Here is a 14,803-nt window from a genome sequence, read left to right on the forward strand (position 1 = left end):
CGTACAACGGTTCGGTCAAGAGATTGTTTGCAACTTTTTCAACATCTTGCTGAAACATCTTGCAGTCGCTAGCGTCCACGCCACTCAACGACGACGACTGCCTCAAGGGAGAGCCGCAGTGGCCGAAGTCTCGCCCCACCGCCCACGGAGCACGATCCCCTTTCGCAGACCCGGCCGAGCGGCCGCGCTGCTTGCCACTTCTCTGATCGCGGCCACGCTCGGCGCGGCCGCGCCGGTCCGGGCCGCCACCCCACCGGCTCCGCCCTCGGACGCCGCGCTCGCGGCGACGGCCAAGCGCCATGACCTGACACGTGAACAGTTCTACTTCGTCCTCCCGGACCGCTTCGCCAACGGCAACCCCGGCAACGACACCGGGGGAATCACCGGTTCCCGGTTGGACAACGGCCTGGACCCCACCGACAAGGGCTTCTACCACGGTGGCGATCTCCAGGGCCTGATCGACAGGCTCGACTACATCCAGGGGCTGGGCACCACCGCCATCTGGATGGCCCCGATCTTCAAGAACAAGCCGGTGCAGGGCACCGGCGACGCCGCCTCGGCGGGCTACCACGGCTACTGGATCACCGACTTCACCCAGGTCGACCCGCACTTCGGCACCAATGCCCAGCTGGCGGAGCTGATCCGGAAGGCACACGCCAAGGGCATCAAGGTCTTCTTCGACGTCATCACCAACCACACGGCGGACGTCGTCGACTACGCCGAGCAGAAGTACGACTACCGCTCGACCGGCGCGTACCCGACCCTGGACACGGACGGCAATCCGGTCGACGAGACCGCCGTCGCCGATGCCGGTGCGCCCTGGCCGAAGATCACCGCCGACTCCTTCCCGTACACGCCGACCTTCCGCAGTGCGGCGGACGCCGGGGCCAAGACCCCGTCCTGGCTCAACGACCCCTCGCTCTACCACAACCGGGGCAACTCGACCTTCGCCGGAGAGTCCGCCACCGAGGGCGACTTCTCCGGACTCGACGACCTGGACACCCAGAACCCCAAGGTGGTCGAGGGCTTCAAGAAGATCTACGAGGGCTGGGTCAGGGAGACCGGTGTGGACGGCTTCCGGATCGACACCGTGAAGCACGTCGACATGGCCTTCTGGCAGAGTTGGGCGCCCGCGCTGAAGCAGTACGCCGCACAGCACGGCAACAAGAACTTCTTCATGTTCGGCGAGGTCTACTCCGGCGATCCGGCCGTCACCTCGCCGTACGTCACCAAGGGCAAGCTCCAGGCCACCCTGGACTTCCCCTTCCAGCAGGGTGCGCGCAGCTACGTCTCGCAGAACGGCTCGGCGAAGGCACTCTCCGAGGTCTACGGCCAGGACTACCGGTACACCACCGCCGACACCGACGCCTACGAGCTGCCGACCTTCCTCGGCAACCACGACATGGGCCGGATCGGCTCCTTCCTGCAGAGCGACAACCCGGGTGCGGGCCAGGACCTGCTGCTGAAGAAGGACAGACTCGCCGACGAGCTGCTGTTCCTGACGCGCGGTCAGCCGGTGGTCTACTACGGCGACGAGCAGGGCTTCACCGGCGCGGGCGGTGACAAGGACGCGCGGCAGGACATGTTCGCCTCCAGGACGCCGTCCTACAACAGCGACGCCGTGATCGGCGGGAGTTCGGGCCCGGCCGACCGGTACGGCCGCGATGTGCCGCTCTACCAGGGCATATCGGCGCTGGCCCAGCTGCGCAAGGCCAACCCGGCACTGGCGGACGGCGCGCAGATCGAGCGGTACGCCGCCGACGGACCCGGCGTGTACGCCTTCTCGCGGATCGACGCCAAGCAGCAGGTCGAGTACGTCGTCGCGGTCAACAACTCGACCGAGGCGAAGACCGTCACGCTGGACACCTTCTCGGCGGGTATGGCCTTCGACCAGCTCTATCCGACGGCCGGTGCACGGACCACCAGCGGCGCGGACCGCAAGCTGACCATCACCGTGCCGCCGCTCTCCTCGGTGGTGCACAGGGCGGCCGGCCGGCTGGCCAAGGTGAGCGCGGCTCCCCAACTCGCCCTCCAGGCACCGGCGGACGGGTCCACCGGCACGGTGACGGTCGGCGCCCAGGTCGCCGACGGGGGATTCAACCGGGTCTCCTTCGCCGCCCAGATCGGCAACGGCCGCTGGCAGGTGCTCGGCAGCGCCGACAACGGGACGCCCGGCGCTGCCGGCAATGTCACGTTCAAGGTGACCCAGGACCTGGGTGCCCTCGCGCCGGGGACGGTCGTGCGGTACAAGGCTGTCGTGCAGACATCCAGCGGCCGACTCCGGTCCACCACAGGAAGTTTCACCACCGGCGCCCCGGCGCCCAAGCCGGTCCCGACCGCGAACTCGCGCCCGTACGCGGTGGTGCACTACCAGCGCAAGGACGGCGACTACGACGGCTGGAACCTCTACGCCTGGGGCGACCTCGCCGACGGCGAGGCCACAACCTGGCCCGCCGGGCACGGATTCGTCGGCCGGGACGCCTACGGGGCCTTCGCCTACGTCAGGTTGAAGAGCGGCGCCGCCGATCTCGGCTTCGTGGTCGAGAAGAACGGCACCAAGGACGTGGCGGCCGACCGGCACCTCGACCTCTCCACCACGGGTGAAGTGTGGCTCAAGGAGGGCGATCCGACCGTCCGGACCACCAACCCCGGCCCGGTCGACACCGTCCCCGCCGACACCGCCGTCATCCACTACCACCGCGCGGACGGAAACTACGACGGCTGGGGGCTGCACGACTGGACCGGTGCGGCCAAGCCCACCGACTGGGGCAGCCCCCTGCAGCCCGCCCGCAGGGACGCCTTCGGCGCCATCTTCGAGGTGCCGCTGGCCCAGGGCGCCACCAGCCTCAGCTACATCCTGCACAACGGCAACGACAAGGATCTGCCGAACGACCAGTCCCTGGACTTCGCCGTCAACGGACGGCAGGTGTGGATCGTCGGCGGCCAGGAGGGCTATCTGCTGCCGCAGTCCTCGGGCAGCTCCGCCCAGCTCGACCTCTCCACCGCCAAGGCCCAGTGGATCGACGCGAAGACGGTGGTCGTCCCGGCCGGCTACGGTGCCAACGACGCCGTGCTGGGCGGTGGCGCCAGCGCCCAGCTGATCTACGACCCCGAGGGCGGCCTGACCGTCGAGGGGGGCGTGCTCAGCAAGCCCGGCCACTGGATCAGGCTCAACCCCGGTGCGCTGACCGACGCCCAGAAGGCCAAGTACCCGCACCTGGCCGGATATCGGGCCTTCACGGTGGACCCGCGCGACGCCGGGCGCGTCACCACGGCGCTGCGCGGCCAGCTGGTCCTCACCGAGCACCTGCCCAGCGGCGCCCTGTCGGCCGCCACCGGGGTGCAGATCCCCGGCGTACTCGACGACCTGTACGCGGCCAGGGCCACGAAGGCCCGGCTCGGCCCGGTCTACCGGGACGGCAAGGTCACCCTCTCGCTCTGGGCGCCGACCGCCACCGAGGTGTCCGTCCAGCTCTTCGACAGCGCGAGTGGCGGCACCCCGAAGACCGTGGCGCTCCGGCGGGACGAGGGCAGCGGCGTCTGGTCGCTGACCCGGAGTGCCCGCGAGCTGGACGGGAAGTACTACCTGTACCAGCTCAAGGTGTGGGCGCCGAGCGTCCGGCAACCGGTCACCAACGTGGTCACCGACCCGTACTCGGTGGCCCTGAGCACCGACTCCAGGCGCAGCCTGGTCACCGACCTGGCCGACCGGCGGAACAAGCCGCGCGGCTGGGACGAACACCCGAGCCCCGCCGGGATCCCGGCCACCCGGCAGCAGATCCAGGAACTGCACGTCCGTGACTTCTCGGTGGCCGACAGCACCGTGCCGGCGGCCGAGCGCGGCACCTACCTGGCCTTCACCGAGTCGCAGTCGGCGGGGATGAAGCACCTGCGGGAGCTGGCGAAGGCGGGCATCACCACCATCCACCTGCTGCCGACCTTCGACATCGCCAGCATCCCGGAGAACCGCGCCGACCAGAAGCTGCCCGCCTGCGACCTGAAGTCCCTTCCGGCGGACAGCGAGAAGCAGCAGGAGTGTGTGGCGGCGGTGAAGGCCGACGACGCCTACAACTGGGGCTACGACCCGCTGCACTACAACGTGCCCGAGGGCTCGTACGCCACTGATCCGAACGGCGGTGCGCGGACCGTACAGTTCCGGCAGATGGTGCAGGCGATGCACGAGGCCGGGCTGCGAGTGGTGCTGGACGTGGTCTACAACCACACCGCCGCCTCCGGACAGGCGGAGCACTCGGTGCTGGACAAGGTCGTCCCCGGCTACTACCAGCGCCTCAGCGACACCGGGAAGGTGACCACCGACAGCTGCTGCGCGGACACCGCGCCCGAACACGCCATGATGAACAAACTGGTGGTCGACTCGGTGGTCGGCTGGGCGAAGCAGTACCGCGTGGACGGCTTCCGCTTCGACCTGATGGGACTGGACCCCAAGTCCACCATGCTGGACGTGCAGACCGCGCTGCGCGGGCTGACCCGGGCCAGGGACGGCGTCGAGGGGAAGGACGTCTTCCTCTACGGCGAGGGCTGGAACTTCGGCGTCGTCGCCGACAACTCCCGCTTCGTCCAGGCCACTCAGCAGAACATGGCGGGCACCGGGATCGCCACCTTCAACGACCGGATCCGTGACGCCGCCCGCGGCGGGAACTTCATGCTCTCCTCCGCTCCCCAACAGGGCTTCGCGTCGGGGCTGTTCACCGACCCGAACGGCTCGGCGGACAACGGAACGGCCGAGCAGCAGAAGGCCCGGCTGCTGCACCAGATGGACCAGGTGAAGGTCGGTCTGACCGGGAACCTCGCCGGGTACTCCTTCACCGACAGCTCGGGAAGGGCCGTCACCGGCGCGGGAGTCGACTACAACGGCTCCCCGACCGGCTATGCCGCCGATCCCGGCGAGGCGGTCGAGTACCTGGACGCGCACGACAACACCGATCTGTTCGACGCGCTCGCCTACAAGCTGCCCGTCTCCACCTCGCCCGCCGACCGGGCCAGGATGCAGGCGCTCGGCCTCTCGCTCACCGCGCTCGCCCAGGGGCCCGGCTTCGCCCAGGCGGGCAGCGATCTGCTGCGTTCCAAGTCGCTGGACTCCAACTCCTATGACTCAGGCGACTGGTTCAACTCCATCAGCTGGGACTGCGCCCAGGGCAACGGCTGGGGCCGGGGCCTGCCGATGGCCGCCGACAACAAGTCGATGTGGCCGAGGGCCAAGGCGCTGCTCGCCGACCCGAGGCTGACGGTCGGCTGCAACGAGATGGCGGCAAGCAGCGCCCAGTACCAGCAGGTGCTGCGGATCAGGCAGTCCTCGCCGCTGTTCGCGCTGGAGAGCTCGGCCGAGGTGCAGCGGCGGCTCTCCTTCCCGTTGTCGGGCACGGCGGGTGAGACGCCCGGGGTGATCACCATGCACCTGGACGGGACCGGGCTGCGCGGCGCGCAGAAGAGCCTCACGGTGCTCCTCAACGCCACCCCGACCACCCAGCGGCAGACCGTCGCCTCGCTCGCGGGGACGGGGCAGAGTCTGCATCCCGTCCAGGCGGGCGGAGTCGACCAGGTGGTCAAGCAGTCCGCCTTCGACCCCGCCGACGGCACCTTCACGGTTCCCGGCCGGACCGTCGCGGTCTTCGTCCAGAACTGACAACGCGCCACACCGTCAACCGGGGCCCCGCCATTTCGGCGGGGCCTCAGGCGTAGTTGGCCGAAAACGATCGCTGTGCCGACGGCGGAGTGACACGGATGAGCCCTCCGACGCTGTCGCCGGCCGCGCGGGCCCAGGGACGAGATCTCCAAGTGCAGCTCGCGTTATGGTCATGAAATGCCAAAGCGTGATGATATTCATATGCAGAAGTGGCCACCGTCGGGCGGGCTCTGACGCTCCATCGGCTTTGCTGTGTCGCGGGCCGTTATTGGCCAATCAGTGGCATGCATCTGTCATTCGTGGCGCGTTTGCTGCCACGATTCCCCCGGCTGCAGATGAGGAGGGTCCCCCACCCCCCTGGTGCGGCTGTTCCAGCGCAGGCACAGCGCTACCGGCTTCACCTCCTGATCCGCTGCTCACTTCTGCTACGCACCCCCGTCGCGCACCAGCGGCAGGGGCCCCCGCTGCGCCGCAACCCTGCGGCCAAGGTTCTCTCCGCCGCTCGTGACCCCCGCGACCGGTCGGAAAAGGAGTCCGCATGTCCCGATACAGCCATGCCCGGGTGAGTCTGGCCGCCCTGGCGGCCACCACGGCGCTGCTGGTCACCGGTATCCCGGTGATCGCCCAGGCCGCGCCCAGCCCCTCGGCGGGTACGGTCTCCCCGCAGGTGTCCGCGAACCGGGCCCAGCTGGTCGCCGAGGCCGGCCAGCAGAGCGCCTCGCTGGCGCAGTCGCTGGGCCTTGGCAGCCAGGAGAAGCTGGTCGTCAAGGATGTGATGCGCGATGCCGACGGCACCAGGCACCTTCGCTACGAGCGCACTTACGGCGGACTGCCGGTGCTCGGCGGCGACCTGGTCGTGCACCAGAGTGCGAGCGGCGTGACCAAGGGCGTGGACCGCGCCACCACCGCCTCGCTGAACGGTGTGAGCACCGCCCCCGCGCTGGCCGCGCCCAAGGCGCAGGCCACCGCCCTTGCCGCAGAGGGCGGTTCGGCGGCGGTGGACACCGCCCCGCGCCTGGTCGTCTGGGCGGCCAAGGGCACCCCGAAGCTGGCCTGGGAGACGGTTGTCACCGGAAAGCAGAAGGACGGCACCCCGAGCAAGCTGCACGTCGTCACCGACGCCAAGTCCGGCGAGGTGCTCTCCAAGGTCGAGGGCATAGAGACCGGTACCGGCCAGGGCGTCTTCGTCGGCAACGTCAACATCGGCACCACGCAGTCGGGTTCGACGTACTCGATGAAGGACACCACCCGCGGTGGGATGTACACCACCGACATGAACAACGGCACCTCCGGCAACGGAACGCTGTTCACCAAGTCCACCGACGCCTGGGGCAACGGCCAGGCCAGCAACCGGGAGTCCGCCGCCGTCGACGCCCACTACGGTGTGGCGGCGACCTGGGACTTCTACAAGAACACCTTCGGCCGCAGCGGCATCCGCAACGACGGAGTCGGCGCCTACAGCCGGGTGCACTACGACACCGGCTACGTCAACGCCTTCTGGGACGACAGCTGCTTCTGCATGACGTACGGCGACGGCCAGGGCGACACCCACCCGCTGACCGAGATCGACGTGGCCGGCCACGAGATGACCCACGGCGTCACCGCGGCCACCGCGGGCCTCAACTACTCGGGTGAGTCCGGCGGTCTGAACGAGGCCACCTCGGACATCATGGGCACGATGGTGGAGTTCTACGCCAACCTGCCCTCCGACAACCCGGACTACCTGATCGGCGAGCTGATCAACATCAACGGGGACGGTTCGCCGCTCCGTTACATGGACAAGCCGTCCAAGGACGGGTCCTCCGCCGACTCCTGGTACTCGGGCGTGGGCAACCTGGACGTGCACTACTCGTCCGGTGTGGCGAACCACTTCTTCTACCTGCTGTCCGAGGGCAGCGGCGCCAAGGTCGTCAACGGCGTCAGCTACAACTCCCCGACGGTCAACAACATCGCCGTCAGCGGCATCGGCCGCGACAAGGCGGCAGCGATCTGGTACCGGGCGCTGACCACCTACTTCACCTCCACCACCGACTACGCGGCGGCCCGCACCGCGACGCTCAGCGCGGCCACCGACCTGTACGGCGCGGGCAGCACCGAGTACAACCAGGTCGCCACCGCCTGGGCCGGGGTCAACGTCGGCTCGCTGCCCGCAGGCGGCGTCACCGTCACCAACCCGGGCAACCAGAGCACCGCGCTGAACGGCTCGGCCAACCTGCAGATCAAGGCCACCGGCGGCACCGGCGCGCTGACCTACTCGGCCACCGGCCTGCCGACCGGCCTGTCGATCAGCTCCAGCGGTCTGATCACCGGCACCGCGACGGCCGCAGGCACCTTCAACGTGACCGTGACCGCCAAGGACTCCGCCAACAAGTCCGGTACCACCAGCTTCACCTGGACGGTGAGTTCGGGCGGCGGTGGCTGCACCCCGGCCCAGCTGCTCGGCAACCAGGGCTTCGAGACCGGCACCGCTGCCCCCTGGACCGCCAGCAGCGGCGTGGTCGACAACAGCTCCGGCCAGGCCGCGCACAGCGGCTCGTACAAGGCATGGCTGGACGGCTACGGCTCGGCCCACACCGACACCCTCTCGCAGACGGTGACCATCCCGGCGGGCTGCAAGGCCACCCTCAGCTTCTGGCTGCACATCGACACGGCCGAGACCGGCTCGACCGCGTACGACAAGCTGACCGTGCAGGTGAACGGCACCACGCTGAAGACCTACTCCAACGCGGACGCCGCTGCCGGCTACCAGCAGCGCACCTTCGACCTCTCGGCCTACGCGGGCCAGACGGTCACCCTGAAGTTCACCGGCGCCGAGGACGCCTCGCTGCAGACGAGCTTCGTGATCGACGACACCTCGATCCAGACCGGCTGACCGGGCAGTTGATCTGATCGCAGTCGATCCGACCGCGTAGCGGCGCGGCGAAGGGCCTGGCACGGAGTCATTCCGTGCCAGGCCCTTCGCCGTGGCGTCATCGGATCCGGATGTGCCGACGGGGGGTCAGGCGCACGCCGTCCGCGCGAGATACCGAACTGTTGCTCGCGCGCGCCTTGACGTGCTGTTCACTCGCCCATAAATTCGGCGCACCGAAAGTTTCCTGCAAGTTTCAGAAACCTTGCAGTAGGCCGCCCGGCCGCCCAGCCGGGTCGCAGCAGGCCCCCCACCCTGCCCTGGAGACAACGTGGTCACCACTACGCCCGCCCGTCCGCGGGCCCGTGCACTCGGCGCGCTCGGCGCCAGCTGTGCGCTGGCCCTCTCACTCTGCACCGCCTTCACCCTGGCCCCCACCGCCCAGGCCGCCCCGCCGAGCACCAAGGACGTCACCGCCACCCTCTTCGAGTGGCAGTTCGACTCGGTCGCCCAGGCGTGCACGGACACGCTCGGCCCGAAGGGATACGGCTTCGTCGAGGTCTCCCCGCCGCAGGAGCACATCCAGGGCCCGCAGTGGTGGACGTCGTACCAGCCGGTCAGCTACCGGATCGCCGGACGGCTCGGCGACCGCACCTCCTTCCAGAACATGGTCAACACCTGCCATGCGGCGGGTGTCAAGGTGATCGCCGACTCGGTGATCAACCACATGACGGCAGGCTCGGGCACCGGCACCGGCGGCACCGTCTACACCAAGTACAACTACCCCGGCTACTACCAGGACCAGGACTTCCACTCCTGCCGGCAGCCGATCACCGACTACAACGACCGCTCCAATGTGCAGAACTGCGAGCTGGTCAACCTCGCCGACCTGGACACCGGCAGCTCCCACGTCCAGCAGACCATCGCCAACTACCTGAACGACCTGGCCTCGCTCGGCGTGGACGGCTACCGGATCGACGCCGCCAAGCACATCGCCGCCACCGACCTTGCCGCCATCAAGGCCAGGATGAGCAACCCCAACGCGTACTGGGTGCAGGAGGTCATCTACGGCGCGGGCGAGCCGATCCAGCCGTCCGAGTACACCGGCACCGGGGACGTGGACGAGTTCCGCTCGGGCACCTGGCTGAAGAGCGCCTTCGACGGCGGAAGGATAGCCGACCTCTCCGGTTGGGGATCCGGCCTGCTGCCGAGCGGCCAGGCCCGTACCTTCGTGGACAACTGGGACACCGAGCGCAACGGCTCGACCCTCAACTACAAGTACGGCAACACCTACACGCTGGCCAACGTCTTCATGCTGGCGTACCCCTACGGCTCGCCCAACGTCTACTCCGGCTACGCCTTCTCGGGCAACGACGACGGCCCGCCGAACGGCGGCACCGTCAACTCCTGCTACAGCGACGGCTGGAACTGCACCCACGCCTGGCGCCAGATCGCCAACATGGTGGGCTTCCGCAACGCGGTCTCCGGTACGGGGCTGACCAACTGGTGGTCCAACGGCAGCAACGCGATCGCCTTCGGCCGCGGCAGCAAGGGATTCGTCGCGATCAACCACGAGAGCGGCCCGATCACCCAGACCTTCCAGACCTCCCTCCCGGCCGGGACGTACTGCGACGTCGAGCACGGCGATCCGACCGGTGGCGGCGGCTGCTCGGGCCCGACGTACACGGTGGGCTCGGACGGCAGCTTCACGGCGACGGTCGGCGCGGGCGACGCGGTAGCGCTCCACGTCGGCGCCTCGGTCAGCACCGCCCCGGCCAGTACCGGTGCCTCCTTCACGGTCAACGCCACGACGGTGCCCGGCCAGAACATCTACGTGGCCGGCAACACCGACGCCCTCGGCAACTGGGACACCGGCAAGGCGGTGGCGCTCTCCTCGGCGAGCTACCCCCTCTGGACGCTGAACGTGTCGATGGCGGCCGGTACGGCCTTCCAGTACAAGTACGTTCGCAAGGACGCCAGCGGCGTGGTCACCTGGGAGAGCGGCACCAACCGCACCGCCACCGTGCCGTCCAGCGGGCCGGTCGCCCTCAACGACACCTGGCGCAGCTGACCGGACCGTCCGCCCCTCGGCGATCCGGGCCCTGTCCGGCCGATCTTGTCGCGTGCCCGGCAAGATCGGCCGGACAGGGCCTCTCGCGTCTTCGAAGGTCTGCCTCAGCCGCGGCCGATGTACGGCATGGTGGTGGCCAGCACCGTCGCGAACTGGACGTTGGCCTCCAGCGGCAGTTCGGCCATGTGCCGGACGGTGCGGGCGACATCGGCCACGTTCATGGTCGGTTCCGGGGCGATCCGGCCGTCGGCCTGGCGGACGCCCGCGCTCATCGCGGCGGTCATGTCGGTGGCCGCGTTGCCGATGTCGATCTGACCGCAGGCGATCCGGTACGGACGGCCGTCCAGCGAGAGCGACTTGGTGAGGCCGGTGACGGCGTGCTTGGTCGCGGTGTAGGCGATGCTCTGCGGGCGGGGGACATGGGCGGAGATCGAACCGTTGTTGATGATCCGTCCGCCCTGCGGAGTCTGGCGCTTCATCAGGCGGAAGGCGGCCTGGGCGCAGAGGAAGGCCCCGGTCAGGTTGAGGTCCACCACGGCGCGCCAGTCGGCGAGGGCGAGATCCTCCACCGGGGTGGGGGCGCCGAACGTCCCGGCGTTGTTGAAGAGCAGATCGACCCGGCCGAAGCGTTGCTCGGCGGCGGCGAACAGTGCGTCCACGGCTCCGGCGTCGGTGACGTCGGCCGGCACCGCCAAGGCCTCGGCCCCGGAGAGTCCGGCGAGCCCGGCCGTCTCGCGCAGCGGCTCGGTCCGGCGTCCGGCCAGGACGAGCCGCCAGCCGCCGGCGGCGAGTTCCAGGGCCACGGCGCGGCCCACTCCGCTGCCGGCTCCGGTGACGACGGCGATCTGTTCGGGCAGCTCGGGCATGGCGCTACTCCTCGGGTGCGACGACCCCATGATGATTGCCGATCGCCGGTGCCGCGTCACTGGTAGGAGCGTCCAGGACCGGGGCGGGCGCGGACGGTCTCGGCTGGTGGGACAGCCGGGCGCGTCGGCCCGTCGAGGAGTAGGTTAATTTCTGAAATTAAATCCTGTTTCTCGCTACAGTGGGCCGGAGGGAGGCAAGCCGTCGTGGACATCAGGAACAACCGGCCCCAGGGCCTGGTCACAGCAGGCCAGCGCGCCGAGGTCATGCGGCAGGGCAACGCCTCCGCCGTGCTGCGCGCGGTGCTCGCCCACGGGCCGGTCTCCCGCGCGGAGATCGCCCGGCACACCGGGCTCTCCGCGCCGAGCGTCACCAAGCTCACCAGCACCCTGCTGGACGCGGGCCTGCTCGCCGAACTCGCCCCGCTGGAGTCCACCCAGGGCCGCCCGCGCGTCCCGCTGGGCGTCGACCGCGACCGCACCGTCGCCCTCGGCCTGCACATCGGCCTGCTGCGCACCACCTTCGGCCTGGTCGGCCTGGACGGCACCGTGCTCGCCGAGGGCGAACTCGGCCACGGCGAACTGCCGGACCTCACACCCGACCGGATCGCCGAACAGGCCGCGCGCGGCGTCGAGTCCTTCCTGGCCGAGCGCCTCGGCGGCCGCCGCCTGGCCGGTACGGGGGTCAGTATCGGCGGCTGGGTGGACGGCGCACGCGGCACGGTGGTCGAGCACGGCCCGCTCGGCTGGCGGGATGTCCCGCTGCTCGACTTGCTGGCGAACCGGCTGCCCGGTCCGCTGCTGCTGGAGCAGACCGTCCGCGCCATCGCCCGTGCCGAGCTGTGGTTCGGAGCCGGCCGGGAGAGCGACGACTTCGTCCTGGTCTTCGTCGGCAGTGTCCTGGGCGCCGCGATCGTGGTCCACCGCACCGTCCACCGGGGCCCCGGCGCCGCCGCCGGAGCCATCGAGCACCTGGCCGCCACCGACGACCCTGCCGTGCGTTGCCCGCACTGCGGCACCGGCTGCCTCTCCGTCACCGCCACCGACACCGTGCTGGTCGCCCAGGCGCGGGCGGCGGGCATCCTCCCCGCCGAGGACGAGGCCGGAGACGGCCGGGCACTTGAGCGGCTGATCGAGTCGGCCCGTCCGGCCGGTACCGACGCCGGGGACGTCCGCGCCCAGGAGCTGCTGCGCACCCGCGCCCGAAGGGTCGGACGGGCCGTCAGCACCATTGTCGACCTGGTCAACCCGAGCCGGGTGGTACTGGCCGGCGGCATTCTGGTCGCCGACGAGTACCTGGACGAGCTGCGCGCCGAGGTGGCCCGCCGCAGCCACCGGGGCCCCTCGGTGGCGGAGGACATCGTCCCGGCGGTCTTCGGCTCCCGTACGCTGGTCCGTTCCTCGGCGGTGCCCGTGCTGGAGCGGGTCATCACCGAACCGTTCACCGCGCTGGGCCTGGTCTGAGGCCGACGGCGGCAACCCGCTCTTCCGGTGCGACCGGTACCGAGCGGTGCGACGGGACCTCGGGCACCGAGACCGTCACCGGCGGCATGGCCCACGACGTGGGCCGCTCCACCGGCGATACGGTTTTCCCGTGCAACCACTGCCACCGCATCTCGACCGACGACAGGTCGCGCGGACTCCATATCCGCCCGGGAGGGTTCGGCGTACGGTTCGGCGGAGTGCGTGCGGAGTGAGCGCGGAGTGACAGTGGTCACGGCGGCGCCGACCGGACTCGGCCGACCGGGTGGCCCGGCTGCGGGCCCCGGGCGCCCGGTGCGGCGGCTGTGGCCGGTGGTTTCGCGCTCGACGGGGTGATCGCCTTCCCGGCCTCGTCGTAGTCACCCGGTGACCTCTGGTCATGGACCCCGTCGGATGGCGGCCCCATGCCCCGGCGAACGTCGGGTAAACGAATGGTATGGCAGGGCCACCGCAACTGCTGTGGGTCGAAGTGGCGTCATAAGATCACAGGACGGCGCGCCACTCCACGGGGAGGCAGGTGCGCCGTCCTGAGGTCGGGAGGAGTACGTCCCCGGCAGCCCAGCCGCCGGTACGCCGGAGTCCGCTCGCGACCTCCCTCATGGCCCCACCCGGGGGCCACCGCCCGGATCCGTCCGGCCGGGCGTGATATCGGTCGGAGAGTTTTCACCGTGCAGCCGCAGCAGCCGCAGTCGCAGCCCACCCGCACCCGTGCCGTCCTCGCCGGTATCACCGCGCTCGCCCTGTCGGCCGCCCTGGCGGCCTGCAGCAGCGGCGGCGGAACCAAGCCGGCCGCCGACGCGCAGGGGGCCGACAACTCGGCCACCAGTGCCGCTCCCGCCGCCAGCAGCGCGCCGCCGAAGGACAGCAAGGTCGTGATGCCGACCGGTCCGGCCGCCAACCTCACGAAGGCCCGCGACACCAAGGTCGGGCCGATCATGATGACCACGCTGGCGGGCAAGAAGTCCGGCGTCTCCGCCAAGGTCTGGGTCTGGGTGCCGCCGCAGTACAACGACCCGAAGTACGCCAACTACGGCTTCCCCGTGCTGACCCTCTACGCGGGCGGCCAGAGCAACGGCTACAACACCTGGACGGACAACCAGCTGCCGATCCAGGAGATCGACGCCCAGCTCGTCAAGGAGCAGAAGGCGCACCCGTTCATCATGATCATGCCGGTGCAGAACCTGACGAGTGATGAGAAGCGGGCCTTCGACTGCAGTGACATCCCGGGCCAGCCGAAGATGGGGACCTGGATGTCCGAGGACATCCCGGACTTCGTCCGTGCGAACTTCCGCACCCTCAAGGGCCGCGACAGCTGGGGCGTGATGGGGGCGTCCACCGGCGCGTTCTGCAGCGCCAAACTTGCGATGCAGCACCCCGACATCTACAAGGCCGCCGTGCCGATCGACGGCTACTGGGACCCGGACTCCCTGCTCTGGAAGGGCCACGAGGCCGAGCGTCTCGCCAACAGCCCGGGCAAGCTGATCTCCACCAGCAAGGCCGACGTCAAGATGCTCGCCACCTCGGGCGGCGGCAACGCCTATGAGGTCAACCTGGTCAAGTCCTGGGTCGCCAAGGCCGTTGCACCGACGAGCGTCGAGTACTACCAGCAGCCCGGCGGCCAGCACCTCACCAAGGACTTCGAGAAGATGATCCCGATGACCCTGGAGTGGCTCACCAAGAACCTCGCCGGCCCGGAGAGCGACGGCTGACGGGCCGACCGGGGACAGCCTCCCGGCTGTTGTCAGTGTTCGACTTCATGATGTGAGAGTCCCGGGCCGTGGGGGGGGGGGGGGGGGGCGGCCCCCCCCCCCCCCCCCCCCGCGGGCCCCCCCCCCCCCGCAACGAAACGGCCCAACACAGAGAGGGAGACCCCGGAAGACAGCGCGCGCGCCGGG

General features: G+C 69.8%; 6 protein-coding genes. 5 read left to right on the forward strand and 1 reads right to left on the reverse strand.

The window, feature by feature from the left end:
• The first annotated feature begins 118 nt into the window (after positions 1 to 118).
• From pulA to P3T39_RS19240, 3 genes are all read left to right on the forward strand, one after another.
• Entirely contained in the window at positions 119 to 5,644 is a 5,526-nt protein-coding gene (gene pulA, locus P3T39_RS19230; protein ID WP_280699329.1) for a pullulanase-type alpha-1,6-glucosidase, read from the forward strand.
• Between the two features lie 538 nt (positions 5,645 to 6,182).
• Entirely contained in the window at positions 6,183 to 8,516 is a 2,334-nt protein-coding gene (locus P3T39_RS19235) for a M4 family metallopeptidase (RefSeq protein WP_280699331.1), read from the forward strand.
• A 373-nt stretch (positions 8,517 to 8,889) separates the two neighbouring features.
• A complete protein-coding gene (locus P3T39_RS19240; protein WP_280699352.1) occupies positions 8,890 to 10,563 on the forward strand; it encodes a carbohydrate-binding module family 20 domain-containing protein in 1,674 nt (557 codons plus the stop codon).
• Positions 10,564 to 10,667: 104 nt separating this feature from the next.
• On the opposite strand, the gene P3T39_RS19245 is transcribed toward P3T39_RS19240, so the two are convergent.
• Complete coding sequence (locus P3T39_RS19245; RefSeq protein ID WP_280699333.1) at positions 10,668 to 11,429, reverse strand: SDR family oxidoreductase; 762 nt, start codon at positions 11,427 to 11,429, stop codon at positions 10,668 to 10,670.
• A 204-nt stretch (positions 11,430 to 11,633) separates the two neighbouring features.
• On the opposite strand from P3T39_RS19245, the gene P3T39_RS19250 reads away from it, so the two are divergent.
• Positions 11,634 to 12,890, forward strand: a complete 1,257-nt coding sequence (locus P3T39_RS19250; RefSeq protein WP_280699335.1) for an ROK family transcriptional regulator — start codon at positions 11,634 to 11,636, stop codon at positions 12,888 to 12,890.
• A gap of 686 nt (positions 12,891 to 13,576) precedes the next feature.
• Positions 13,577 to 14,617, forward strand: coding sequence for an alpha/beta hydrolase-fold protein (locus tag P3T39_RS19255; RefSeq protein ID WP_280699337.1), 1,041 nt, complete (start codon positions 13,577 to 13,579; stop codon positions 14,615 to 14,617).
• The last annotated feature ends 186 nt before the right edge of the window (positions 14,618 to 14,803 follow it).

It is taken from the genome of Kitasatospora sp. GP82 (genome assembly GCF_029892105.1).
Taxonomy (GTDB): Bacteria; Actinomycetota; Actinomycetes; order Streptomycetales; family Streptomycetaceae; genus Kitasatospora.